General features: G+C 71.5%; 20 protein-coding genes and 1 riboswitch. Of the genes, 15 read left to right on the top strand and 5 right to left on the bottom strand.

All coding sequences use genetic code 11. The annotated features are described in order from the left end of the window. The first annotated feature begins 78 nt into the window (after window positions 1-78). Window positions 79-1797 carry a carbohydrate-binding module family 20 domain-containing protein gene (locus F4562_RS29580; RefSeq protein WP_184539705.1) on the top strand — a complete coding sequence of 573 codons (1719 nt, stop codon included), beginning with the start codon at window positions 79-81 and terminating at the stop codon, window positions 1795-1797. A 196-nt stretch (window positions 1798-1993) separates the two neighbouring features. On the opposite strand, the gene F4562_RS29575 is transcribed toward F4562_RS29580, so the two are convergent. Both F4562_RS29575 and F4562_RS29570 read right to left on the bottom strand, forming a co-directional pair. After that, window positions 1994-4504 carry a serine/threonine-protein kinase gene (locus F4562_RS29575; protein ID WP_184539703.1) on the bottom strand — a complete coding sequence of 837 codons (2511 nt, stop codon included), beginning with the start codon at window positions 4502-4504 and terminating at the stop codon, window positions 1994-1996. 249 nt (window positions 4505-4753) lie between these two features. Then, window positions 4754-5326, bottom strand: coding sequence for a putative glycolipid-binding domain-containing protein (locus tag F4562_RS29570; RefSeq protein WP_184539701.1), 573 nt, complete (start codon window positions 5324-5326; stop codon window positions 4754-4756). Between the two features lie 202 nt (window positions 5327-5528). Between F4562_RS29570 and F4562_RS29565 the strand changes: the two genes are divergently transcribed. The 4 genes from F4562_RS29565 (at window position 5529) to F4562_RS29550 (ending at window position 11105) form a co-directional block, all read left to right on the top strand. Further along, the gene (locus tag F4562_RS29565; RefSeq protein ID WP_184539699.1) at window positions 5529-6497 is read left to right on the top strand and encodes an alpha/beta hydrolase; all 969 of its coding nucleotides are present in this window, start codon (window positions 5529-5531) and stop codon (window positions 6495-6497) included. A gap of 186 nt (window positions 6498-6683) precedes the next feature. Continuing rightward, window positions 6684-8741: an N-acetylneuraminate synthase family protein gene (locus F4562_RS29560; RefSeq protein WP_184539696.1), complete on the top strand. Its 2058-nt coding sequence runs from the start codon at window positions 6684-6686 to the stop codon at window positions 8739-8741. Between the two features lie 145 nt (window positions 8742-8886). Beyond that, entirely contained in the window at window positions 8887-9816 is a 930-nt protein-coding gene (locus F4562_RS29555) for a glycosyltransferase family 2 protein (protein WP_184539694.1), read from the top strand. Next, window positions 9813-11105, top strand: a complete 1293-nt coding sequence (locus F4562_RS29550; protein ID WP_184539692.1) for an alpha-2,8-polysialyltransferase family protein — start codon at window positions 9813-9815, stop codon at window positions 11103-11105. The genes F4562_RS29555 and F4562_RS29550 overlap by 4 nt, the downstream gene beginning before the upstream one ends. A gap of 148 nt (window positions 11106-11253) precedes the next feature. On the opposite strand, the gene F4562_RS29545 is transcribed toward F4562_RS29550, so the two are convergent. Together F4562_RS29545 and F4562_RS29540 are read right to left on the bottom strand one after the other, a co-directional pair. Continuing rightward, on the bottom strand, window positions 11254-12441 hold the full coding sequence (locus tag F4562_RS29545) for a DUF6716 putative glycosyltransferase (protein WP_311733877.1): 1188 nt from the start codon (window positions 12439-12441) through the stop codon (window positions 11254-11256). Between the two features lie 11 nt (window positions 12442-12452). Beyond that, window positions 12453-13469 (bottom strand): hypothetical protein, encoded by a 1017-nt coding sequence (locus tag F4562_RS29540; protein ID WP_311733876.1) that lies wholly within the window; start codon window positions 13467-13469, stop codon window positions 12453-12455. Window positions 13470-13624: 155 nt separating this feature from the next. Between F4562_RS29540 and F4562_RS29535 the strand changes: the two genes are divergently transcribed. The 3 genes from F4562_RS29535 to F4562_RS29525 all read left to right on the top strand — a co-directional run bounded on the left by F4562_RS29535 (window position 13625) and on the right by F4562_RS29525 (window position 16569). Then, window positions 13625-14509, top strand: coding sequence for an oxidoreductase (locus tag F4562_RS29535; RefSeq protein ID WP_311733875.1), 885 nt, complete (start codon window positions 13625-13627; stop codon window positions 14507-14509). 15 nt (window positions 14510-14524) lie between these two features. Then, window positions 14525-15103 carry a TetR/AcrR family transcriptional regulator gene (locus tag F4562_RS29530; protein ID WP_184539686.1) on the top strand — a complete coding sequence of 193 codons (579 nt, stop codon included), beginning with the start codon at window positions 14525-14527 and terminating at the stop codon, window positions 15101-15103. Between the two features lie 601 nt (window positions 15104-15704). Then, window positions 15705-15846, top strand: a riboswitch (cyclic di-AMP (ydaO/yuaA leader). Between the two features lie 18 nt (window positions 15847-15864). Continuing rightward, window positions 15865-16569 (top strand): CHAP domain-containing protein, encoded by a 705-nt coding sequence (locus F4562_RS29525; RefSeq protein ID WP_184539684.1) that lies wholly within the window; start codon window positions 15865-15867, stop codon window positions 16567-16569. 444 nt (window positions 16570-17013) lie between these two features. On the opposite strand, the gene panD is transcribed toward F4562_RS29525, so the two are convergent. Next, on the bottom strand, window positions 17014-17457 hold the full coding sequence (gene panD / locus F4562_RS29520) for an aspartate 1-decarboxylase (protein ID WP_184539682.1): 444 nt from the start codon (window positions 17455-17457) through the stop codon (window positions 17014-17016). 802 nt (window positions 17458-18259) lie between these two features. Between panD and F4562_RS29515 the strand changes: the two genes are divergently transcribed. From F4562_RS29515 to F4562_RS29485, 7 genes are all read left to right on the top strand, one after another. Beyond that, window positions 18260-19603: an ABC transporter substrate-binding protein gene (locus F4562_RS29515; RefSeq protein ID WP_184539680.1), complete on the top strand. Its 1344-nt coding sequence runs from the start codon at window positions 18260-18262 to the stop codon at window positions 19601-19603. Between the two features lie 83 nt (window positions 19604-19686). Next, window positions 19687-20664: a carbohydrate ABC transporter permease gene (locus F4562_RS29510; protein WP_184539678.1), complete on the top strand. Its 978-nt coding sequence runs from the start codon at window positions 19687-19689 to the stop codon at window positions 20662-20664. A 62-nt stretch (window positions 20665-20726) separates the two neighbouring features. Continuing rightward, on the top strand, window positions 20727-21560 hold the full coding sequence (locus F4562_RS29505) for a carbohydrate ABC transporter permease (RefSeq protein WP_311733874.1): 834 nt from the start codon (window positions 20727-20729) through the stop codon (window positions 21558-21560). Next, window positions 21557-22981, top strand: a complete 1425-nt coding sequence (locus F4562_RS29500) for a GH1 family beta-glucosidase (protein WP_184539676.1) — start codon at window positions 21557-21559, stop codon at window positions 22979-22981. The genes F4562_RS29505 and F4562_RS29500 overlap by 4 nt, the downstream gene beginning before the upstream one ends. 35 nt (window positions 22982-23016) lie before the next feature. After that, window positions 23017-24024: a LacI family DNA-binding transcriptional regulator gene (locus F4562_RS29495; protein ID WP_184539674.1), complete on the top strand. Its 1008-nt coding sequence runs from the start codon at window positions 23017-23019 to the stop codon at window positions 24022-24024. Window positions 24025-24108: 84 nt separating this feature from the next. Then, window positions 24109-25038 carry an aldose 1-epimerase family protein gene (locus F4562_RS29490; protein ID WP_184539673.1) on the top strand — a complete coding sequence of 310 codons (930 nt, stop codon included), beginning with the start codon at window positions 24109-24111 and terminating at the stop codon, window positions 25036-25038. Window positions 25039-25068: 30 nt separating this feature from the next. Then, window positions 25069-26058: a phosphotransferase family protein gene (locus tag F4562_RS29485; RefSeq protein WP_184539670.1), complete on the top strand. Its 990-nt coding sequence runs from the start codon at window positions 25069-25071 to the stop codon at window positions 26056-26058. Window positions 26059-26105: the final 47 nt, after the last annotated feature.

Raw genomic sequence — 26105 nt, 5'->3', positions numbered from 1 at the left:
TCGCATGCCGTCGGGCCGGGTGTTGCAGCACCCGGCCCGACCAGGGAACCCGTCCATCGATCCTGGAGGCCCCCACCCATGAGACCCTACAAACTCATCGTCGCGACGGTGTTGAGCACCCTGGCGGGTGCCGCCGTCGCCGTACCCGCCGTGCTGGGCACCCCCGCCCAGGCCGCGCCGCCCCACCCCGGCCCGATCGTCAAGCTGTGGAACTGGAACTGGAACTCCGTCGCCAGGGAGTGCACCGACGTGCTCGGCCCGGCCGGGTACGGCGCGGTCCAGGTCTCCCCGCCGACCGACTCGATGTCCAAGGGCGGCTCGGTCTGGTGGGACGTCTACCAGCCCGCCCGCTACACCCTCACCAGCAAGTTCGGCGACGAGAACGCCTTCAGGAACATGGTGAAGGCCTGCCACGACGCGGGCGTCAAGGTGCACGTCGACGCGGTCATCAACCACATGACCGGGCAGGGCAGCACCAGCTACGGCGGCTACACCTTCGGCAAGTACGACTACCCCGGGCTCTACTCCTCCGGCGACTTCCACTCCCCCACCTGCACGATCAACGACTCCGACTACGTCAACGACGGCTGGCGGGTGCAGAACTGCGAACTGCTCGGCCTGTCCGACCTCAACACCGGCTCCGAGTACGTCCGCGACCAGATCGCCGGATACCTCAACAGGCTGACCGACCTCGGCGTGGACGGCTTCCGCGTCGACGCCGCCAAGCACATCCACCCCGGTGACCTGGCGGCGATCAGGTCGAAGCTGAAGGGCTCGCCGTACATCCACCAGGAGGTCATCCAGGGCAAGGACGAGGCGGTCCAGCCCGGCCAGTACACCGGCGTCGGCGACGTGCACGAGTTCGTGTACGGACGCAAGCTGAAGGAGCAGTTCACCGGCCAGATCAAGTGGCTTTCGAGCTTCGGCCAGAGCTGGGGCCTGTCGGTGCCCAGTGACAAGGCCGTCGTCTTCGTCGACAACCACGACACCGAGCGCAACGGCTCCACGCTCAACTACAAGTACGGCGACGCCTACAGACTGGCCAACGTCTTCATGCTCGCCTGGCCGTACGGCACCCCGCGGGTCTACTCCGGGTTCACCTGGAACGACAAGGAGGCCGGCCCGCCGTCCGCAGGGGGCGGCTTCGTCACCGACGCCGACTGCGGCAACGGCCGGTGGACCTGCTTCCACCGGCAGATGACCGGCATGGTCGGCTTCAACCGCGCCGTCGCGGGCACCCCGGTCGGCAACTGGTACGACAACGGCAACAACCTGATCGCCTTCAGTCGCGGCGGCAAGGGCTGGGTCGCGATCAACAATGAGGGCGGCAGCGTCACCCGCACCTTCGCCACCGGCCTGCCCGCCGGAACCTACGCCAACGTCGCCGGCGGCGGTTCGGTGACCGTCGGCGCGAACGGCTCGGCGTCGGTGACCGTCCCCGCCAGAGGCGCGATCGCCATCCACACCGGGGCCGGGCCCGGCCCCACCCCGACGGTGAACCCGGGCAAGGTCGCCACCTCCTTCAACGCCACTGTGACGACCTACTACGGCCAGAACGTCTTCGTCGTGGGCAACGTCGCCGAACTGGGCGGCTGGGACCCGGCCAAGGCGGTGGCGCTGTCGTCGACCGGCTACCCGGTCTGGAAGGCCACGGCCGCTCTCCCGGCGAACACCAGGATCGAGTACAAGTACATCAAGAAGAACCCGGACGGTTCGGTGACCTGGGAGAGCGACCCCAACCGCTCCTTCACCACCCCCTCCGGCGGCACCACCACCCGTGACGACACCTGGCGCTGATCCCGCCGACCCCGCCGACCGGCGCGGTCACCCGACCGCGCCGGTCCGGCGCACCGATCACCGTGCCGATCACCATGCCGGTCCCCGTACCGGCCCTTGAGCCGGTCGCACCGGTCCTGCCGGTCGGCGGGCCGGTCACCGTGCCCGTGGGCCGGCCACCGTGCCCCGTGCTCCCGCCCTACGGGCCGGCCCCGGATCAGCCCAGGCGCCAGATCCGGACGGTGTCGTCGCCACCACCGGTGATCGCGACGGGACGCCCCCCGCGCTCGGCCACCGCGGTCGCGAAGACGTTGTGGTCGTGCCCCTTGAACGGCTTCCCCGTCGGCTTGCCGGTGTCGAGGTCGTACACCCGGGCGTCGGAGTCGTTGCTGCCCGAGACGACGACCGTCAGCGACCCCACCCGGCCCACGGCCAGGGAGTAGATCCAGCTGCTGTGGTCGCGGATCGGCGGGCGGGCCTCGTTGCCCCCCTTGGCCTCGTCGATGTAGATCTCCTGCTCGCCTCCGGCGGACAGCACCACGAGCCTGCCGTCCAGCTCGGCCGTGGTCACGGCGGAGATGTAGCCGGTCTGGTTGCGGATCATCTCGCCCTCGGCGCCCACGCGCAGCGGCTGACGGTACACGATGCCGTCCTGCCCGCCGGTGAAGGCGACCGGCTCGCCGTCGTGGACGGCGGTGGCCAGCCCGAACACCGCTCCGGCGGAGACCTTGCGGGCCTTGCCGACGGCTTTACCGGTCCTCAGGTTCCACACGCGCACGTACCCGTCGTCCCCGCCGGTCGCCACGACGGGCTCGCCGTCGAGGACGGCCACGTCGAGCGAGAAGACCCCGGCGCCGGTACGGATGGGATCGCCCACGGCCTTGCGGGCGGCGAGGTCCCACACGCGTATGGTCCCGTCGTCGCCGCCGGAGATCGCGATCGCGACGCCGTTCAGCTCGGTGACCGCGATCGAGCGGACCCAGTTGGTGTGACCGGTGAGCGTGGCCAGCGGCTTCCCGCTCTCCAGGTCCCACAGCCGGACGGTGCGGTCGTAGGCGCCCGAGACGATGACGGACCGCCCGTCGACCTGGGCGACCTTCACCGCCGCCACCTCGTCGCGGTGTCCGCGCAGTGGATCGCCGACCGGCGCGCTCTTCCAGTCTCCGGTGACGGCTGTGGGCGTGGCGGCCGGGGTGGGTGGGGTGGTGTTTCCCGGGGTCGGCGACTCGTCCGGGGACGGGGAGTCGCCGGACGCCGGGGAGTCGCCGGACGCCTGTGAGGCACCGGTCCCCGGGGGGTCGCCGGCGTCCGGGGTGCCGGTCAGCGCGGCGGGCGGGGGCCCTTCCGTACCGGCCAGCAACGGCGAGAACGCGAAGGCGCCGGCGGCGACCGTGACGGCGGAGACCGCCGCGGCGGCCCCGATCCACCACGCACGCGTCCTGCCCCCGCCCCGCGCGGTCACAGCCGTGTCATGGGGCCGTCGCCCGGCCGGGAAGGTGGAGTCGTCCGGCCCCGGTGAGAAGCCCGGCATGCCGCTCCCCCTCGGATCCGTCCCTCCCGGGTCGGCGCCCCTGGGGAAGGTGGAGGTCCCCGGGACGGGCGGGAAGGTGGAGGCCGCCGGACCTGTGGGGAAGGCCGGGGATCCGTGACCCGCCGGACCGGACGGGAGGCCCGGGACGTGGTGACCCGCCGGACCGGATGGGAGGCCCGGGGCGGCGGCGTGGCTGCGCTGCCCGTACCAGGTCGCGGTGTCCGGCGCGGACGGAGGCGCCGGGGACGACGGGGTCCCGGCGGACGCCGCGGCGTGCGGGAGGGCGGGATACGCGGGCCCGGAGTCGCGGGGCCGCCCGGCGTCGGGTGCCCATACCCTCTCGGGTGCCCGCCCGGTCCCGGGCTGGTGGAAGGGGCTGGGAACGGAGGGGGCGGACTGACCGATCAGCCGGAACATCAGTTCGGACGCCGTCGGCCGGGCGGCGGCGTCCTTGGCGAGGCAGTCGCGCAACAGCGGCACGAGGCTCGCCGGCACCCCCGACAGGTCGGGCTCGGCGGTGAGGACGCGGTTCAGCACCGCCGGGATGGTGTCGTCGCCGAACGCGGGCCTGCCGGTGGCGGCGAACACCATCGTCACGGCCCAGCTGAAGATGTCGGAGGGGGCGGCGGCGGGCTCGCCGTGGATCTGCTCGGGCGACATGTAGGTCGGTGTCCCGACGATGGCGCTGGTGTTGGCGGTCGCGGCGTCCAGGTCCTTGGAGATGCCGAAGTCGATCACGCGCGGCCCGCCGGAGCCGAGCAGCACGTTGGCCGGCTTGAAATCGCGGTGCACGATGCCGGCCTGGTGGATCGCGACGAGCGCGGTGACCGTGCTGATCGCGATGCGTTGCAGGGTGGTCCCGTCGCGCGGCCCCTCGGTCTCGACGGCCTGCTGCAACGACGGCCCGTCGATGAACTCGCTGACCACGTAGAGGTGGCCGCCGCTCTCCCCCGCGTCGAGCACCCGGGCGGTGCAGAACTCGGCGATCTGCCGGGCGACGGCGATCTCCCGTTCGAAGCGCTGCCGCGCGGCCGGGTCGGCGGCGAACCTCGGGTGCAGGATCTTGACGGCGACGCGCTCGCCCTCCGGGGCACGGCCGAGGTAGACCGTGCCCTGCCCGCCCTCACCGAGCCTGGCGTCAAGCGTGTACGGGCCGAGGCGAGCCGGGTCGCTCGGCCGCAGGGCCGTACCGGGCATGGTGTTCCTCCCGAGTCGTGGTCGCGTGGGCCGGCGGGCGGCGCACGCGACCACCGTATGCCGGAAGGGAAGCCGACCGGATCCCCCTGGCGGGTGACCCAGGGTCCCCCGGAGATCCCCTGCCCTCCTGCCCTCCGGGACCCCAGGCAGGAGACTGCCATCATCCCGGGATTGCGACAAATCGGGCGAACGCTCCGACTTGGGTGTGTGTCCCCCCTGAACGCCCCGCCACCGGCGGCCGGCCGCCGGTCACATGCGAACCAGCTTCGCCAGGCCCGGGTAGTCGACCACGATCCCGTCGTCGTCCAGGGTGAGGTCGGCCGCGGAGCCCTCGCTCTCGAAGCGGACCGCGTTGGGGCCGAGGTGGGCGTACCGCCGGGGATGGCGGACCACGTGCAGGTGGGGCACCTGGACGAACGCCATGACGAAGTCCATCCGCCCCTCGCGGGCGGCGAGGTCGTGGCGGAGCACCGGCATGGTGTCCGTCAGCGGCGAGAACTCCAGGTCGCAGTCGAGGGCGTCGTTCAGGACGCCCATGTCCCCGCCGGGGAAGGGCCCCTCCAGGTGCCCGTCGGCCTTGGTCTCGCACGACCAGGCGCCGTGGGCGGACCGGCGCAGGTCGATCGCCCGCTGCCAGCCCGCGCCGTGGACCCGTACGGAGAGCAGCTCGGTCATGTATCCGGGGAAGGTCCGCAGGGTGTACTCCAGCCGGTAGGGCACCGGGTCCGTCCCGATCGCCACGCCGACCGCGGCGAGATCGGCGGAGAGCTCCACCTCCGCGTACTCGGCTCCCCCGTCCTTCATCCATACGAGCCCACGCATCGCCGTTCCCCCCGTCGTCCTGCCCGGCCGCGAGACGGCCGGACGCCCGCCCACGAGGCAGCCGATGGCACCGGCGTACCCCGGTATGCCCGGACGGCACCTCCCCGCACGGGTAATCGGTTTCCCATCTCTTGCGGTCCGCCTCGGCCCCCTCCCGGCATGTGAGCTTCCAGTGATCACTGTGACGGGAGAGAATCGTCCTGTGAAACGCACCCTCGTACGCCTGGGAGTCCTGCTGCTGTCCGCTCTCGCGGTGACAGCGGTACTGCTGGCGTTGCTGACGCCGTTCACCGCCGACGACACCGGCGGGTACGGGGCGACGGCGACGGAGATCCCCGACTTCCGGGTGAACAGGCTGGGTGAGCGCGACCACGAGCTCACCGTCGACTCCGCCGCTCTCGGCCGCGACGGCATGGTCCGGGTCCTGCTGCCCGCGGGCTGGAAGCCGGGCTCGGGCCCGTGGCCGGTGCTCTACCTGCTCAACGGCTGCTGCCAGGCCGAGTACGACAGCTGGATCACCGACGGCGAGGCCGCGCGGCTCACCGCCGGGTACCGTGCGCTGGTGGTCGTCCCCGAGGGCGGCGCCGTCGGCTTCTACTCCGACTGGCGTGACGGGCCGGGCTGGGAGACCTTCCACCTGATCGAGATCCGGCAGATCCTGGAGAGCGAGTACGGCGCGGGCGAACGCCGGGCGGTGGCCGGACTGTCCATGGGCGGGTTCGGCGCGATGTCGTACGCCGCCCGTCACCCGGGCATGTTCCAGGCCGCGGCCTCCTTCTCCGGAGTGCTGGACACCCGCGACGGCGAGACCGTCAGCCGGCTCCTCGAACGCCACGGTGAGAGTCCCGCCAAGCTCTGGGGCGCCCCCCGGGATCCCGCCTGGGCGGCGCACAACCCCGCCGACCTGACCGGCAGCCTGCGCGGGGTGCGGCTCTTCGTCTCCAGCGGCGACGGCTCCCCCGGCCCGCTGGACGTCCCGGCCGCCGCGCGGGACGACGGTGAGGCCACCCTGTTCCGCCAGACCCGCACCTTCACCGAGCGTGCCCTGGCGAACGGTGTCGAGGTGACGGCCGACCTCTACGGCCCCGGCACCCACACCTGGCCCTACTGGCGTCGCGGCCTCGAACGCGCGCTGCCCATGCTCATGGGTTCCATCGGCGCCGCCCCCTGAAAGGCTCGCCGGGGAACCATTTGAAAGGGACCTGAAGGATCATTAGTGGGCGATCCGTAAGGACGGAAAGTTCAGACGGGCGACTCTGCACGTTCAGCTCAGGCACCCCTGGTCGGTCACCCCCGTGGCTAGGTTCCAGAGACACCCCAGCTCAGGGGCGTACATCAGATGTCTTGAGGAGCCACCTTGCGAGTCCTGGCCGTTGTCCCCGCCCGCGGAGGTTCGGTGGGCGTCCCGCTGAAGAACCTGGCCGCGGTGGGCGGCAGTCCCCTGGTCGCCCGTGCGGTGAGGGCCTGCGTACGAGCCGAGCTGATCGACGAGGTCGTGGTCAGCACCGACCACGCGGAGATCGCCGAGGTGGCCCGCGCCGCGGGTGCGACCGTGATCGACCGGCCGGCGGAGCTGAGCGGTGCGACCGCGTCCAGCGAATCAGCCGTGCTGCACGTGCTCGACCACCTGAACGACACGCCGGACATCGTGGTCCTCGTCCAGTGCACCAGCGCGTTCATCGACCCGGCCGACCTCGACGGCGCGATCGTCAAGGTCATGGACGGCGGCGCCGACGTGGTGTTCTCCGGCCTGGAGACGCACGAGTTCCTGTGGAGCGCCGACGGCGCCGGCGTCAACCACGACCCGTCCCACCGTCCGCGCCGCCAGGACCGCGAGCCGCACTTCCGCGAGACCGGCGCGTTCTACGTCATGCGGGCCGCGGGGCTGCGCGAGCACGGCCACCGCTTCTTCGGCGCGGTCGCCGTGCAGCCGGTGTCGCCGCGCCACGCCATCGAGGTCGACACCCCCGAGGACCTGCAGATCGTCCGGGCCCTGGCACCGTTCGTGGACGAGCCCGAGCCCATCGACGTCGACGCGGTGATCACCGACTTCGACGGGGTGCACACCGACGACCGGGCCTACGTCGACCAGGACGGCCGCGAGATGGTCGCGGTCAGCCGCGCCGACGGCATGGGCATCGCGCTGCTGCGCCGGTCGGGCGTCAAGCTGATGATCATGTCTACCGAGCACAACCCGGTGGTCGCCGCCCGTGCCCGCAAGCTCGGTGTGCCCGTCCTGCAGGGCCTGACCGACAAGCGGACCGTGCTGCGCGACTGGCTGGCCATCGAGGGGCTCGACCCGGCCCGCGTCGCCTACGTCGGCAACGACGTCAACGACCTGGGCCCGATGAGCGACGTCGGCTGGCCCGTCACCGTCCCCGACGCCCACCCCAGGGTCCGCGCCGCCGCCAGGACCGTGCTCAGCCGGCCCGGCGGGGCGGGTGCCGTGCGGGAGCTGTGCGACCGCGTCCTCGCGGCCCGCCCCGTGAACGAGGCCGCTCCCGTGCCCGCCCCCCGCGCCGAGCTGCGGATCACCCCGGTCGCCAAGCCCGTCCAGATCGGCGACACGCTGGTCGGCGCCGGGCAGCCGGTGTACGTGATCGGCGAGATCGGCATCAACCACAACGGCGACCTGGACATCGCGCGCAGGCTGATCGACGTGGCCGCCGACGCGGGCTGCCAGGCCGTCAAGTTCCAGAAGCGCACCCCGGAGATCTGCGTGCCGCTGGAGCAGCGCGACCAGATCCGGCAGACGCCGTGGGGCGAGATGACCTACATGGAGTACAAGATCAGGACCGAGTTCGGCCTGGACGAGTACACCCAGATCGCCAAGTACTGCGCGGAGCGGGGACTGCACTGGTTCGCCTCGCCCTGGGACGTGCCCTCGGTGGAGTTCCTCGAGGCCATGGACGTGGTGACCCACAAGGTCGCCTCCGCCAGCGTGACCGACCTGGAGCTGCTCCGCGCGCTCGCCGAGACCGGCAAGCCGATCATCCTGTCCACCGGCATGTCGACCCTGGAGGAGATCGACCGGGCAGTGGAGATCCTCGGCACCTCCAAGCTCGTGCTGATGCACGCCACCTCCACCTACCCGCTCCCCCCGGAGGAGGCCAACCTCCGCACGATCATCACCCTCCAGGAGCGGTACGGGGTGCCGGTCGGCTACTCGGGCCACGAGCGCGGCCTGCAGATCTCACTGGCCGCGGTGACCCTCGGCGCGGTGACCGTGGAGCGGCACATCACGCTCGACCGCACCATGTGGGGCTCCGACCACGCCGCCTCCCTGGAACCGTCCGGCCTGGAACACCTGGTCCGCGACATCCGCATCATCGAGACGGCCCTCGGCGACGGGGTCAAGCGGGTCTTCCCCGGCGAGGAGGCCCCCAAGTCCCGCCTGCGCCGAGTGACTGTGTGAATGGCTGTGCTCGATGGCGACGCTGCGCGTCGCGGTTCGGACGCTGTGACCCGGCTCCTTCGCTCCTCAGTCCAGTCGCCGGCGCGTCCTCACGGGCGCTTCGCGGTGACGCTGGCCGGTCTTTCCGTATTGTCGTGAGGAAAATTTGATCAAGTTGTCCGTCGTCGTTCCGGTGCGGGACGCCGAGCTCTACATCTCCGACGCGCTGACGTCACTGGTCAGGAACGCGCGCAGGGACTTCGAGTTCATCGTGGTGGACGACGGATCGGTGGACGCCACCGGGCAGATCATCGAGGACTTCCGCGATGACCTGCCCGGTCTCGTCGTGCTGCGCAACGAGACGCCGGTCGGGCTCGCCGACGCCCGCAACCTCGGGCTCTCGCTGGCCTCCGGCCGTTATCTGACGTTCATGGACGGTGACGACTGGCTCGCGCCCGGATACCTCGCCGATCTGCTCGGGGCGATCGAACGGCTCAGCTGCGACTTCGTCCGGGTGGACCACGTGCAGGCGGAGGGCCGCCGGCGGGTGATCCACCGGGCACCGCTCGCCATCCGCGACACGGTGCTGAAACCGCGCGACCACATCCTTCCCGCCCGGTCGAAGACCATGGTCGACTACCCGTACGCCTGGGCCGGGGTCTACCACCGCGACCTCGGCGACCTGCTGACCTTCCCCGGACACCTGCACACCGCCGAGGACCGGCCGTGGATCTGGCGGCTGCACCGTCAGGCGGCGTCGTTCGCGGTCGTCTCGCTCGCCGGGCTGTTCTACCGGCGGATGGTGGCGGGCTCGCTGACCCAGATCGGCGACGCCCGGCAACTGCACTTCTTCGACGCCTTCGACCTGGTCTTCGCCGATCTGGAGGAGGAGTTCACCCCCAAGGCGGTGCGCATGTTCTGCGCGCTGCTGGCCCACCACCTGGAGCTGCGCGACCGGTTCTCCCCCGAGCTGCGCACCAGGTTCGAGGAACGCGGCGCCGCGGCCCTGCGGCGGCTCCCCGCGGACGTGCTCGCCGAGACCCGGCTGGACCCGGAACGCGACGAGATCCTGCGGAGACTTCTGGAGGCCCGATGACGCAGCTGTTCTACGCCTCGACCCTGTTCGGCGCGATGACCCTGGCGGCGGCGATCGACGAGGGCCGTTTCGGGCCGCGCGACGGACGCCGCATCCTGATCGTCTCCAACAACGCGGCCATCCCGGAGATCACCCCGTCGCTGGACGAGACCCCCGGTTTCGCCGCGCTGCGTCCGCGTTTCGACGAGGTCCGCTCCTGGAACGAGATCGTGGCGCCGCTGCACCCGTCGGACTGGAAGGCGCGGGTCATCGAGGTGCCGATGCTCGGCCGGCTGCTGCGCGCGTACCTGTCCCTCGACGAGAGGCCGAGCGAGCTGGTCGTCGAGTCCATCGCGGTGCCCCCGGCCAGGACCCTCGCCGGGCTGGTCAAGGACTGTCCGATCTCGGTGTACTCCGACGGTCTGATGAGCTACGGGCCCACCCGCGACCCGCTCCCGGCGGAGATCTCCGGCAGGATCGGCCGGCTCCTCCATCTGGACCTGGTGCCCGGCCTGACGCCGCTGCTGCTGTCGGAGTACGGCGTGCCCGCCGAGACCGTCCCGGACCGGGCGTTCCTGGACGTGCTCGGCACGGTCGGGGTGGACGCCGGGGGGCTGCCGGCCGGGCAGCCGATGATCCTCGGCCAGTACCTGTCGGCGCTCGACATCGTCACCCCCGAGGAGGAGGCCGAGCTCCACGCCGGCATGCTGCGCGGCCTGGCCGCCCGGGGGTTCGGCGCCGCGCTGTTCAAGCCGCACCCGGCCGCGGGGCGCCGCCACGCCCAGCAGCTCCGTGAGACGGCGCACGAGCTGGGGGTGGAGCTGACCGTGGTGGCCGAGACGGTGCCCGCCGAGTCGTGCTTCGCGGCGCTGCGGCCCGCGCTGGTGGTCGGCTGCTTCTCCACCGCCCTGGTGACCGCCCGGCGGTACTTCGACCTGCCGGTGGCGACCGTGGGCGGCGAACTGGTGCTGGACCGGCTGACCCCGTACGAGAACAGCAACCGGATCCCGGCCACGATCACCGACGCGACGCTGCCGCGCCTTTCGGCGGACGGGTCGCTGGAGGATCCCCCGCCGGTGGACCTCGCGGCCCTGGTCGGCGCGGTCGGCTACTGCATGCAGAGCCAGGTGTATCCGCGGCTGCGCGAGACCGCCGCCGCGTACGTGGACGGGCACGGCCCGGCCCGTTACTTCAAACGCCAGCGCCTGGCCGCCCTGGAACTGCCGGGCACGCCGGCCGGTGCCGCGTCCGCCCGGGAGGTGAGCCCGCTGGGCAGGCTGCGCCGCCGCCTGTCGCGGGCGTTGTCCTGACGGACGCGGCAGGCGGGGCCCGCCCCGGCATCTTCGACCCGCTGCTGCGCGTTGTCCGACGGACGCGGCAGGCAGCCCACGCCCTGTCCTCCCGGACCGCCGGACGGTGCGGGTCAGCCGGGGGACCGGCGGGGCCGCACCGTCCGGGTCAGCCGAGAACCTTCAGGTAGCGGCGCATCCGGCGCTTGGCCCGGTATCCGACGCGTAGCACCTTCGGCGGCACCTCCACGCGTAGGCGGGCCCGGCGGCGGGCGGCGGCGAACTCGGGGCCGTCGAGCAGGGAGCGGGCCGGGACGAGCCGTCCCGAACGGGCCTGCCCGACGAGGGAGACCAGCCGCGAGATCCAGTCGCTCTCGTCGTCGGGGTGGAAGTAGTTCGCCTTGCACCACGCCTCGTCGGGGGTGAGGAACCGTCCCCGGGCGAGGTCGTCCAGCGTGCCGAGCAGGCCGCTGCCCTCGAAGACCAGGTTGATCATCTCGGCGCCGACCCCGAAGTCCGACAGCACCAGCAGCGGCACCCGCTGGGCGATGGCCTCCAGGGCGGCGGTCGAGCTGACGGTGACGAACCCCGCCGCGTGCGCCAGATGCTCGTGCATCGGCCCCACCGCGAAGCGCACGGCGCCGGGATCGACCCGGCCGTCCGCCGCGAGCCGCTGCCACAGGCGCTGGTAGTGGTAGCGCTCGTTGTGCGTCTGGCGCTCGGTGTCGAGCGCGCGGAGCTTGACCACCACGTCGAGGTCGGGCCGCTCGCCGGCCAGTTCGGCCAGGGTGAGCAGGATCCGCTCCCGCTCCTCCCTGCGGCGGGGCACCTTGGCCTGGGTGGCGAAGACCACCCGGTTCCGCGGCCCGGTGACGGGGACCTCGTCGCGGGTGTGCAGGAACGGCAGCCGGGCCAGCCCGACCTCTCCGCCGCCGCCCAGCCGCCGGCCCGCCGCGGAGAACTCCTCGACCTCCCGCCCGCTGTGCAGCACGAACAGTTCGCATCCGCTGCGGAACAGCCACGCCTTCTCGGTGGCGGGGACGGAGATGCCGGGCAGCCCGGAGACGAACACCGGCCTGGGCCGCAGCCCGGAGAGCACCTCGCCGACCAGCACGTCCACCACGGGCCCGGTGCACGCGACCAGCACCGCGTCGGGCCGGAACCGTTCGGCGACCCGGCGCAGCCCGCGGGCCGAGAGCACCGGCGGGTCGGCCGCGGAGCCGGCGACGGCGGCGTGGATCTGGGCCTCCGACGGGACGATGGGCGTGCGGATCACCGCCAGTTCCGTGTCGCAACCGGAAGGCAGGTCCCGCAGCAGGCAGGCCGCCCACTTCAGGTACGAATCAGAGTCGGCCACGGCCAGGACCTTCAACCGGTAACTCCAGTGTCGTGATGGGCGAACATCGAAAGGTGGGAGCGGAGCGAAGGCGCCGCCTCGGTGGTCCACCACTCGTCCGGCACGTCCACCGTCTCCACGGCGACGCCGCGGGCCGACAGCAGCACCCGCAGGGAGGTGACCGCGGTGGACGGCAGGCTCAGCACCCGCTGTTCGGCGGCCAGCCCGCGCAGGGTCATCTCGGCCGGCATCCCGCCGTCGTAGACGGTGATCCCGGGTTGTTCCCCGACCCGGACGAGGTCGTCGGGGTCCTCCCGGCGGTGCGGGAAGTAGGCCACCGGCCCGGCGGACCCCAGCCCGGCGAGCCAGGTGAAGTAGTGGTCCCGATGGATCAGACCGTTGCGGACCAGCGAGGTGCCGAGCACGACGGTGCGCTCCGCCGGGCGTGGCCCGCGCAGGGGTTGTGAGCGCAGCCACGCGAAGTCGTGGGTGACCAGCTCGGCCCCCCTGTCCCGGACGGCGCGGGCGAGTTCCTCGGGGACGGGCAGCGCCGTGAAGATCGACAGTCGTCCGGCGCGGGCCGCGGCACGCAGCCTGAACCCGGCGGCCACGCCGAGGAGCGTCCTGAGCCGGCCGGATCGCCCCCGGGCCCGCAGCAGAGGCGTGCCCGCCGGGGCGGTGAGCAACTCCAGGAGCCTGATGGTGGCCAGCCCGTCGTCGACGATCACGGTCCGCCCGGGGAAGGCCGTCAGCCAGCGCGCCTGGACCTTGCCGGAGAAGGCGTCGCCCACCGCCCAGGTGGCGCCCCGGCGGGGGCGGGGCACGTCCGGCTCGGGGGCGGTGAGCTCCAGGCCGGGCGGCAGGTCGAGGTGGTCGAGTTCGCGGCCCGTCACGGCCAGCGGGCGCAGCCTGGCCCGGGGCACGAGACGGGTGCGAGGGCCGAGCAACCCCGCGTGGTGTGCCTCCACCGCGCAGAGCATCTGCAGCGGGGACTCCACCCATGCGACGGCCGAACCCTGCTCCCGCGCGTGGTCTCGACCGTCTTCCACGCCGGGCGATGACCCGTTCACGACCGCCTCAACGTAACCCGGCGGGCTTACGCCCCCGGGAACTGCGGGTGAACAGCCGACCACGCCCGCTTGCGTCCTCTTGGGACGCCCTTTACCGTAGTGTACGGAACCGTTTCGTACACCACAGGGAGCACATGATGTGGACCCCCGGCGACATCCCCGACCTGACCGGCTCCACCGCGGTCGTCACCGGCGCCACCAGTGGCATCGGCCTGCCGACGACGCTGGAGCTGGCCCGCCACGGCGCCAGGGTCATCCTGACCGCGCGAGACCCGCAGCGGGGCCGGGCGGCGCTCCAGGCGATCCGGTCGGCGGTCCCGGAGGCGACGGTCGAGGTCGGTGAGCTCGACCTGGCCGATCTGCGGTCGGTGCGCGCGTTCGCGGCGACCGTCGAGGAGCCACTGGACCTGCTGGTCAACAACGCCGGAATAGGCATGACCCCCCGGCGGACCACCGCCGACGGGTTCGAGGCCCAGTTCGGCACCAACCACCTGGGCCACTTCGCGCTGACCGGGCTGCTCCTGCCCCGCCTGCTCGCCCGCCCGGGAGCGCGGGTGGTCACGGTCTCCAGCGACGCGCACGCCCTGGGCACGATCGACTTCGACGACCTGGGGCTGAAGCGCCGGTACAACCGGTTCTCCGCCTACGGACGTTCCAAGCTGGCCAACCTGCTGTTCGCCACGGAGCTGCAGCGCCGCGCCACCGCCGCCGGGGTGGACCTGCTCAGCCTGGCGAGCCATCCGGGTGCGACGGCCACCGGGATCGCGAAGCTGGGCGTCCTCACCCGCCCCGCCGGTGTCCTGATGCGCCTGGTGATGCGGTCACCCGCCGAGGGTGCCGTGCCCTCCCTCTACGCCGCGACCTCTCCCGAGGTGAAGGGCGGCGAATTCGTCGGCCCCGGCCTGAAGGAGATGCGCCGCTCGCCGAAGGCGCTGGACGCGGCCCTGGCCGCGCGGCTGTGGGAGACGTCGGAGGAGCTGACCGGCGTACGATTCGAGGTGGCCCGACAGCACTCGTGATCCACCGGAGGCACCTTGCGTCTCGACCCCCTGCGGGAGCGGGCGATCCTCGACGCGACCTCGGAGCTGCTGTCCGAGGTCGGATACGACCGGATGTCCGTCGACCAGATCGCCAGGCGCGCCAGCGCCAGCAAGGCGACGATCTACCGTCGCTGGCCGGGCAAGGAGGCCCTGGTCGTCGACCTGGTCTGCAACCACCTGCAGGTCGACGCCCCGGCCCCGCCCGACACCGGGACGATGCGCGGTGACCTGATCGAGGCCGTGACCGGTTTCTGCCGGACCCTGGAACAGAAGCACTCCCTGATCTTCGGCCTCTTCCCGGCCCTGCTCAACTCTCCCGAGCTGGCCGCCGCCCTGCGCGACCACGTGCCCAGGGCCGACATCACCGGGACCACGCCGCTGCTCGACCGCGCCAGGGAGCGCGGCGAGCTGTCCGGCCGCGTCGATCCGGCGGAGATCAAGAAGATCACCGAAGCGACGGTGTGGTATCGCCTGTTCTTCACCGGCGACCCGCTCGACCGGACGTTCGTCGAGGAGACGGTCGACCGGATCCTACTTCCGCTCATCCGCGCCTGGTCGGCCGCCGGGACCTGAGGCGCACCAGGCGGCGCGAGCGCACCGCCGGGTGCCCTCGGCCGAGAGCGGAGCATCCCGTCCGGAGGTACCCGGACCGAGAGCGGAGCATCCCCGGTGCCCCCGGACCGAGAGCGGCCCTCCGGTGAGGGCGGATCGCCATGACCGTCCCATGGGTTTCATGGTGCGGCACGTACCATCGCCATACTTTTTACCATCGAAATGGTGTTCGAACAATCAGCGATCATGGAAGGGGTGTCCGGAAACGGCCCGGCAGGGTCGCCCACACCCTTCCACGAAGATCGTCCGGCGGGCACGGAACACCTGGATCCCCGTCGCCGCAGGGGTTTCCGGCCACGACGCCCTGACCACCCGGGCCGCCGGACACGACGACTCCGACGCCGGATCGCCCCTTCGGGACCCCTCCTCCGTACCCGGCGACGCCCCGTTCTACCCCCCGTTTTCGGACGTACTACCAAGCGACGGCAATGTGTCGTGTTTGTAATCCTCTGTCCGAATCACGTACCTTCGTCCTGTTCATGACGAACGCCTAGGTCTTCCGAGGCCTGAGCATTGCCGTCACATTGCCCGACCGCGTTCCGCCCGGACGATCCCGTCCCGGTGAGCGCGGCCGCCGAATCCGCGACACCCGTCGCGGAACCGGGGAACCACGTTCCAGGGGTGAATCAGCGCTCGTACGCGCTGTAGGGCACTTCCCAGCCCGAACCCGTCAGCTAACCCGGTAGGCGGAATGGAAGCGAAGCAAGGAGCTGAACCCCCGCATGGCCAAGCAGTACCCCACCCCCAACGCCCCCCGCCTCACCAAGCTGGTCCTCGGCGTGTCCGTCGCCGTCGTGAGCGGCATCACCGCCCCCGCGGCGCTCGCCGACAGCCACTCCCCCGTCGCCGCCCCTCCGGCGGAGTCCGTCAGCACCGCCAAGAACGCGCCCGTCGCGAAGACCCCCCTGGAGATCCAGGCGGAGAAGCTGCCCAAGGTGTCGGCCGGCCAGGTCCTGGAGCTGGCCTCCAAGCAGATCGGCGTCCGCGAGAACGCGCAGGGCGGCGGGACCAAGTTCCACAGCTGGTACATGGCCTCCCAGCGCGCCCGTGAGACCGTCGCCCGCGACGGCGGCAACGTCCGCGCCTACGCCAACGCCCCCTGGTGCGCGATGTTCGTCTCCTGGGTCGGCGAGCAGGCCGGCATCCGGCCCACCATGGGCTGGGACGCCTACACCGTCACCCACGCCAAGTGGTTCAAGGCCAACAAGCACTGGGGCCAGGCCGCCAAGCCCGGCGCCGTGGTCTACTTCGACTGGAACGGCAGCAAGGACATCAGCGCGATCGACCACGTCGGCTTCGTGAAGAAGGACAACGGCGACGGCACGATCACCACGATCGAGGGCAACACCGGCGAGGGCCGCGTCGAGCAGCGCGTCCGTCCCAAGTCCCAGGTCGTCGGCTACGGCTACCCGGTCTACGCCGGATGACCCGTCCGCTCCACCCGGCGCGACACGGGCCGTGCACACACCGCCGGCCCCCGGCATGACACGAACCGCCGGCCCGCCCGCATGACACGGGCCACGCGTTCGCCATCGCCCCACCCGGCGCATCCGGTGCCGCGCGGACCGCTCGCAGCCGGTCCGCCCGTCGCATCCGGTGAACCGCAGGCCACCCGCGTGTTCCGCCCGGCGTAGCCGGTGCCGCACGGGCCGGCCCACCGTGCTCCACCTGATATGAACCGGGTACGGCATGATCCGTTCCCCTCCGCACCCGGTGAACCCCCACGGCCTGCCCCGCTCCCGCGGCGGCGACGCCGGCCTCGCCCGGCACGGCGCGCGACCCGCGCCGTCCGGCGCACCGCCGGATCACAGCGCCCGGGGGCGCCGCTCGACCGAGCGGCGCCCCCGGGCGCTGTCGCGCGTGGGCCGTGGTCACAGCCGTCGGGCGGGTTCCTCCACGGGCTCGTCCCCGCGGGCCAGCCCGGACGCCTCGGGCACGTCGGGCACGCGGGCCGGGTCGGAGCCGACGTCGACGGGACGGTTGTCCCGGTCGACGAACACGATCTTCGGCTTGAGGTCGCGGGCCTCGTCGTCGGTGACGAGCCGGTAGGCGATGATGATCACCAGGTCGCCGGGCGAGATGAGCCTGGCCGCCGCGCCGTTGATCCCCACGATCCCACTGCCCCGTTCCCCCTCGATGACGTAGGTGCTGAGGCGGTTGCCGTTGTCGATGTCGACGACGTCCACCTTCTCGCCCGGCAGGAGGTCCGCCGCGTCGATCAGGTCTCGGTCCAGGGTGAGTGAGCCGACGTAGTGCAGGTCCGCCTGGGTCACCGTGGCACGGTGGATCTTGCTCTGCAGCATGGTGCGGTACACGTGGTGTCCTTCGCGATCGGGGAAACGGATCGGGCGGTGGTCGGAGTGAGCCGCGGGTGACGGTCGCGCTCGGCCGGGACGTTCCGCGTGCGCGACGGACGGACGTCTCCGTCGGCGGATCGCCGGTGAACGATGTCCGTCGAAGCCGCCCCGGGATGGGACGCCGATCGGAGAGTGCGCCACACCCCTCCGGAAAGGCATTCAACCGAGCCACGTCATGACGCTGCCCGGACGGTCGGCGGCGAATCGGAGACCGAAGGCATGACGACCGATGTGATCATATTCCACGGCCGTCACGACGGGCCGCCGGACGTGACCGGCCATACCCTTCTGCGGTCCTCCAGCGGCCCGAGGGCCGTCCGACGGCCACCCGCCATCGGCGGAGAGCGGCACCCCCGGTTCACCGGCGCTCAGATCGGACCACGCGGTTCACCGAGGCCGAGCCGGACGCCGACGACCGGACCGGACCACGTGGTTCCCCCACGCCTCAGGGGTGATCCGCGCGGCTCACCCGCACCCGTGAACCCCGAAATGCCCTGACTGTGCGTGCATGTGATGGGAGCGCTCCCAAGTCACCATATGGGGCGTATATCCCCTAATTCGCCGACCATCCCTTCAAACCGAGCCAGATGTAACGGTTGAGTTTCGGCATATTGACGCCTTGGTTGCCGATCGTCCACGCTTCGTGGGAGCGCTCCCAAAGCACATTGAGTACACCGCACCGTGGACGACACGTCATTCGGGGACCGGTCCGCGGTGTCACCTCCCACTGATTCGGGCGACCACCTGAGAGGGGTCCGGAATGTTGAACAGCAAGCGGCAGGGCAGGCTCGCCGCGGTCGCGGTCATGGCGGTGACCGCCCTGGCCATCACCTCGTGCGGCTCCGGCGAGCCCGCCGGTTCCACCGCGAGCGGCGGCGCCGCGGCCGAGCCGGTGACCATCACCGTGCACACCTTCGGCGGTGGTGAGAACTTCGGCTACGACAAGGCCGTGGAGAAGTGGAACGCCGAGCACCCCAACATCCAGGTCAAGTACCAGAACCTGACCGACCGTTTCGAGGACGTCTACCTGCCCCAGCTGCTGCAGAAGCTGCAGGCGGGCAGCGGCGCCGCGGACATCGTCGGCATCGACGAGGGTGCCATGGGCCTGATGAAGGCGCGGTCCCAGTTCTTCGCCGACCTGTCGCAGTACGGCCTGGAGAGCCGCAAGGCGGACTTCCCCGCGGCCAAGTGGGAGAACGGCCTCAACAAGGACGGCAAGCTCTTCGCGCTCGGCACCGACATCGGCGGCATGACCATGTGCTACCGCACGGACCTGTTCGAGAAGGCCGGTCTGCCGACCGACCGCGAGGAGGTCGGCAAGCTCTGGCCCGACTGGAACGCCTTCATGGAGACCGGCAAGAAGTTCCAGGCCGCCAACAAGGGCAAGGACGACCCCAAGTTCATCGACGGGCCGAACACCCTCTACAACGTGCTCCTGTCGCAGGAGGCGCCGAAGAACGGCAACATCTCCTACTTCGACAAGTCGAACCAGCTCGTCATCGGCACCAACCCGGCGATCAAGACGGCCTTCGACACGGTGAAGTCCTTCAGCGAGGCGGGCCTGACCGCCAAGCTCGCCTCCTTCACCCCGGAGTGGAACGCGGCGATCAAGAAGGGCGGCTTCGCCACCATGGGCTGTCCGGCGTGGATGCTCGGCGTGGTCTCCGGCGCGGCGGGTGACGAGAACAAGGGCAAGTGGGACGTGGCCGCGGTGCCCGGCGGCGCCGGCAACTGGGGCGGCTCCTACCTGGCCGTTCCCAAGCAGAGCAAGCACCCCAAGGAGGCCGCCGAGGTCCTGAACTACCTCACCGGCAAGGAGGGCCACGTGCTGGCCTTCCAGGAGGCCGCGGCCTTCCCCAGCTCCATCCCCGCCCAGCAGGACCCCGCGGTCGCGGAGCTGAAGAACGAGTTCTTCAACGACGCCCCGACCGGCCAGATCTTCGGCGCCTCGGTCAAGGACCTGCTCCCCGTCTTCCTGGGTGAGAAGCACGCCCAGGTGAAGACCGCAGCGGAGAAGGTTCTCGAGGGCATGGACAAGGGCTCCATCCCCTACGGCGAGGCCTGGACGAAGTTCGTCGAGGCCGGCACCAAGGCGGCGGGCTGATCCCCGTCCCGATCCGCACGGGCCCGGCGACGGCTGTTCCGCCGCCGGGCCCGTCGCCTGCCCCCTCGCTGAAAGGCTGACCGATGTCCCTGAAAGTCGACGCACCCGCCCCCGCGCGGCGGCCCGGTCCCCACCCGCCCGGACCCGCGAAGCCCGCGCGGAGCGGCGGTGGGCTCGCCAGGTTCGACCTGCGGGCGACCCCCTACTTCCTCGTCTCGCCGTACTTCCTGCTCTTCACGCTCTTCGGGGTCTTCCCGCTGGGCTACACCCTGTGGGTCTCCCTGCACGACTGGGAGCTGGGCGGGGACAAGACCTTCCTCGGGCTCGACAACTACATCGAGCTGATCGCCGACGAGGCCTTCTGGAACTCGGTGATCAACACAGTCGGGATCTTCGTCATGTCGACGATCCCGCAGCTCGTCCTGGCGCTCATGCTCGCCAACGCCCTCAACAAGCGCATCCGGGGACGGCTGTTCTTCCGCCTGGGCATCCTGCTTCCCCTGGTGACCTCGGTCGTCGCGGTCGCCGTGGTCTTCACCCAGCTCTACGCGCGCGACTACGGCATGGCCAACTGGTTCCTGGGCCTGTTCGGCGTCGACCGGATCGAATGGCAGAACCAGAGCTGGACCGCCTGGATCGCCATCTCCACGATGATCGACTGGCGCTGGACCGGCTACAACGCGATCATCCTGCTGGCCGCCATGCAGACGATCCCCAAGGACCTCTACGAGGCCGCCTCCCTCGACGGCGCCTCGGCCCGGCGGCAGTTCTGGCAGATCACCGTCCCGATGCTGCGTCCCACGCTGATCTTCGTGGTGTTCATCTCCACCATCGGCGGCCTGACCCTGTACGCCGAACCCGTCATGTTCGAGGGCAACCCGACACTCGCCGGAGGTGCCACCGGCCAGTACCAGACGGTCGCGATGTTCATCGTCAAGGAGGGGTTCCGGGACTTCGACATGGGTTACGCCTCGGCGGCGGCCTGGCTGCTGTTCGCGCTTATCCTCATCGGCACCCTGATCAACTACTCCTTCACCCGCCGGATCGGGGGCAACAAGTGACGGCGATCAAGACGGGCCCGCGCCCGGTGGCCCGGCGCCGCCCGGCCGGGCGGTCCGCGTCCGTGAACCGCATCTGGGACGCCGGCCCGCTGACGAAGGCGGTCCTCGCCTTCGCGCTCGTGCTGTCGGCCTTCCCGATCTACTACATGTTCATCATGGCCACGCGGACCAACAGCGAGGCCATCGAGACCCCGCCGCCGCTGCTGCCCGGCGGCCACCTCGGTGAGAACGTCCAGCGGCTGCTGGCCGCCGAGGACGCCCACTTCGCCACCGGCCTGATCAACTCGATCATCGTGTCGACCACGGTGACGGTCTCGGTGGTGCTCGTCTCCACCCTGGCGGGCTTCGCCTTCGCCAAGCTGAGGTTCCGCGGCAGCAAGATCCTGCTGGGCCTGATCCTGGTGACCATGATGGTCCCGCTCCAGCAGATGGGCATCGTCCCGCTCTACGAGATGATGGTGACCCTCGGCTGGACCGGCCAGATCCAGGCGGTGATCCTGCCCTTCCTGGTCAACGGGTTCGGGGTCTTCATGATGACCCAGTACACCACCCAGGCGGTGCCGGACGAGCTCATCGAGGCGGGCCGCGTCGACGGCGCCTCGACCATGCGCATCTACGCCAGCGTCGTGCTGCCCGCGGTGCGTCCCGGCATGGCGGTGCTCGCCCTGCTGACCTTCATGCAGAACTGGAACGAGTTCATGTGGCCGTCGATCGTGCTGGACCCGGCCAATCCGGTGGTCCAGACGTCGATCGCCGCGCTCAACCAGGCCCACGGAACCGACTACGTCATGCTCTTCACCGGCACGGCCGCCTCGGTCCTCCCCCTGTTCATCGTTTTCATCGTGTTCGGCCGTCAGATCGTCGGCGGACTCATGGAAGGTGCGGTCAAGGCGTGACGACGCAGGATACGCAGATTCAGACCCCGGACCTGGTCTTCCCGACGAACTTCGTCTGGGGTGCGGCCACCTCCGCCTACCAGATCGAGGGGGCCGTCGCCGAGGACGGCCGCGGCGTGTCCATCTGGGACACGTTCGTCCGGCAGCCCGGCCGGGTGGTCAACGGCGAGAACGCCGACGTGGCCATCGACCACTACCACCGCTACCGCGACGACGTGCGGCTGATGGGCGAGCTGGGCCTGGGCGCCTACCGCTTCTCCGTCTCCTGGCCCCGCATCCAGCCCGACGGCGGCGGCGCGGTCAACACCAGGGGGCTGGACTTCTACGACCGCCTGGTCGACGAGCTGCTCGCGCACGGCGTCGACCCGTGGGTGACCCTCTACCACTGGGACCTGCCGCAGGCGCTCCAGGACGCGGGCGGCTGGCCGTCACGCGAGACGTCGAAGCGCTTCGCCGACTACGCGGCGATCGTGCACGCGGCGCTGGGCGACCGGGTCCGCAACGTCAGCACGGTCAACGAGCCCTGGTGCGCGGCCTTCCTCGGCTACGCGTCGGGTGAGCACGCCCCGGGCCTGCGCGACCCCGCCCAGGCCGTGCAGGCGGCGCACAACCTCCTGCTGGCGCACGGCCTGGCCACGCAGGCGATCCGGGCCCAGCGCGCCGACACCAGGATCGGCGGCTGCGTCAACCTCTACGCGATCTCGGCCCAGAGCGGTTCCGAGGCCGACCTGGACGCCGCGCGCCGCATCGACGGCCTGCAGAACCGGTTCTTCCTGGACGCCCTGCTGAAGGGCGCCTACCCGGCCGACGTCCTGGTGGACCTCGGGCGGTTCGCCGGGTTCGTTCAGGACGGCGACATGGAGATCATCTCGACGCCGCTGGACATGCTGCTGATCAACTACTACAGCCGCTTCACCGTCTCGGGCACCCCCGGCGGGGCCGCCTCGGCCGCGGCGGCGCCGACCGACAGCGGGTCGCCCTGGGTCGGCAGCGAGCACGTGTCGTTCGTCGAGGGCGGCCGGCCCGTGACGGCGATGGGCTGGGAGATCGACGACGCGGGGCTGCTGGAGATCCTGCACCGGCTGGCCGCCGACTACCCGCGGATCCCGCTGGTCATCTCCGAGAACGGCGCGGCCTTCGACGACGTCGTGGGCGCCGACGGCGTCGTGCACGACCGTGACCGCCTGGACTACATCGAGGCCCACCTGCGCACCTGCCACGCGGCGATCGAGGCCGGCGTGCCGCTGGAGGGCTACTTCGCCTGGTCGCTGATGGACAACTTCGAGTGGGCGTGGGGGTACGGCAAGCGGTTCGGCCTGGTCCACGTCGACTACGAGACCCAGACCAGAGTTCCCAAGGAGAGCGCTCTCTGGTATGCCGGGACCATCAGGCGTGGCGGCCTGAGCGGTCCGGCAGAATAAGGACCGGCGTAATCCATCGATGGGGGCTAACGCACATGAACGGCGACCGTCGTCCGACGCTTGAGGCGGTCGCGGCCCTGGCCGGTGTCGGCCGCGGCACGGTGTCGCGGGTCATCAACGGCTCGCCCAAGGTGAGCGAGAAGGCCCGCGACGCCGTGATGAACGCGATCGATGAGCTGGGGTACGTCCCCAACAGGGCGGCACGCGCGCTGGTCACCCGGCGCACCGACACCGTCGCCCTGGTCGTCTCCGAGTCCGAGCTGCGCGTCTTCGACGAGCCCTACTTCGCCGGGACCATCCGCGGCATCGGCTCCGCCCTGTCCGAGACCGGCCTGCAGCTCATCCTCGCGATGGCCCAGTCCCCGCAGGAGCACGAGCGGCTGGAGCACTACCTGACCGGGCAGCACGTCGACGGCGTGCTGCTCATCTCCCTGCACGGCGCCGACCCGCTGCCGGGGCGGCTGGAGGCGATGGGCGTGCCGACCGTCATCGGCGGACGCCCCGTCGGCCCGGCCCCCTACAGCTACGTCGACGTGGACAACCGCGCCGGGGCCCGGCAGGCGGTCAAATACCTGCTGGGCCGGGGCCGGCGGCGGATCGCCACCATCGCCGGGCCGCAGGACATGGGGGTGGGCGTCGACCGGCTCGCGGGCTACCGCGACGCGCTGCTCGCGACGGGGCTCACCGAGATCGTCGCCTACGGCGACTTCAGCGAGGAGAGCGGCATGGTCGCCATGCGCGAACTCCTGGCGCGCACCCCCGGCCTGGACGCCGTCTTCACCGCCTCCGACCCCATGGCCCTGGGGGCGATGCGGATCCTCCGGGAGGAGGGCAGGACCGTGCCCGGCGACGTCGCGGTGATCGGCTTCGACGACTCGCCGGCGGGCGCCCACTCCTCCCCCGCGCTCACCACCGTGCACCAGCCCACCGAGGCGATGGGCCGCCAGATGGCCCACCTCCTCGTCGCCCGCATCAACGGCGAGCACCTGGAGCAGCCCGTGGTGATACTGGACACCCACCTGGTCGAGCGGGAGTCCGCCTGACCGGTTCCCCGGCGGCCGGAGCCTTCCGCCCCGGCCGGGGGCGGCCCCCCGCCCTCCCCCCGTCCCCTCACCGAAAGGACACCCGTGTCCCGGCAGTTCACCCTCCGCAACGGCACCATGCACGCCGAGATCACCACGCGGGCCGCGGCCCTGCGCGTGCTCCGGCACGGTGAGCGCGACCTGGTGACCAGCTGGCCCGCGGACGAGCCGATCCCCTACTACAGCGGGACCCTGCTCGCCCCGTGGCCCAACCGGATCGCCGGCGCCGCCTACACCTTCGGCGGACGGACCCACCGGTTGCCGGTGAACGAGCCGGATCGTGGCAACGCCCTGCACGGGCTGGTCGCCGACGTCGAGTGGCGGGCGGTGGACCGGTCACCGGCCGAGGACGGGGACGGGGACGCGGACGGACACCGGGACGGGCGGGGACACGACTCCGTGCGGCTGACGCACACCGTCGAGCCCTCCCCCGGCTACCCCTTCACCCTCGACCTGACCGTCCTGTACTCCCTGGCCCCCGACGGGCTGACCACCACACTGACCGCCGAGAACACCGGGGACCTGCCCGCCCCCTACGGCTGCGGGCCGCACCCGTGGCTGCTCCCGGGCGACGTCGAGGGCTATGAGCTGCACGTACCGGCGGAGAAGGTGCTGCTCGTCGACGACAGGCTGCTGCCCGCCTCGCTGGAGGACGTCGCCGGCACCCCGTACGACTTCACCGGCCCGCGCGCGGTCGGCGCCACCGCGGTCGACCACGCCTTCACCGGGTTGCGGCCCGACGCCGACGGGCTGGTCCGGGTGCGGGTGACCGGCCCCGGCGGCGGAGTCGAGGTGCGCTGGGACCCCGCCGCGCTGCCCTGGGTGCAGGTGTGCACCGGCTCGGCCCTGGCCCACTCCGGCCTGGCGGTGGAGCCGATGACCTGCCCGCCGGACGCCTTCAACTCCGGCACCGACCTGATCGTGCTCCAGCCGGGCGACAAGGTCGAGTCGTCCTGGACGATCGCCGCCGTCTGACCCGGCCCACCGACGATCACCAGGAGGAGCATGGACAGCAGGACCAAGCGCGCGCTCGAACCCGGCGAGCTCGACGCGCTGACGCGGCGTGCCCTGGGCACCGGGGTCGCGGCGTCCACGGAACTGACCGACGGGTTCGCCAACGCCGTCTGGCGGCTGCGGCTGCTCGACGGGCGGGAGGTGGTGCTGAAGCTGTCACCGCCGCCGGAGCTCGAACAGCTGCGGTACGAGCGCGACCTGCTGCGCACCGAGGCCATGGTCTACGGGCTGGCGGGCCCCGCCGGGGTGCCGGTGCCCGAGCTGCTGTGGGCCGGGTTCGACGATCCGGTGCTGGGCGGCGACTACCTGGTGCTGTCGGCGCTCGACGGGGTGCCGTGGAACCAGGCCCGGGTGGACGAGGCGGACGGGCACGCCCTCCGCCGGGAGCTCGGCGGCCACCTGGCCCGGTTGAACGCGGTCACCGGCGACGTGTACGGCTACCCGCACGCGGGTCTGACCGGCGCCACCTGGCGGGCCGCCTTCCTGACGATGGTCGGGGCGGTCCTGGCCGACGCGGACCGGTACGCCCTGACGCTGCCCCGGCCGCCGGCGGAGATCTCCGCGGTGGTCGAGGCGAGCGCGGGCGTCCTGGACGAGGTCACGGTGCCGCGCCTGGTCCACTTCGACGCCTGGCCGGGCAATGTCTTCCTGACCCGCGGCGCGAGCCCGCGCGTCCAGGCGATCATCGACCACGAGCGGGCGTTCTGGGGCGACCCGCTGGCCGACTTCGTCACCCCGACGATCTTCGGCGAGCTGAACGAGGACGATGAGATCGTCGCCGGGTACCGCGAGGCGGGCGGCATCGTGGAGTTCACCCCGTCGGCCCGCGCCAGGATCGCCCTGTACCGCCTCTACCTCTCCCTGATCATGCTGGTGGAGCACGGGCCCCGCCAGTACCCGCAGGAGCACTACGCCTTCATCCGCGACCTCTGCGCCGCCGACCTGGCGAAGGCTCTCGACCTGCTCTCCGCCGCGTCCTGACCGCCCCGCCCGGTGTCCGCCCGTCATCGGGCGGACCCCGGGCGGGG

The organism is Streptosporangium becharense (genome assembly GCF_014204985.1).
GTDB lineage: Bacteria > Actinomycetota > Actinomycetes > Streptosporangiales > Streptosporangiaceae > Streptosporangium > Streptosporangium becharense.
The sequence above is the reverse complement of the archived record's forward strand: the minus strand, read 5'-3'. Positions and strand labels throughout refer to the sequence as shown.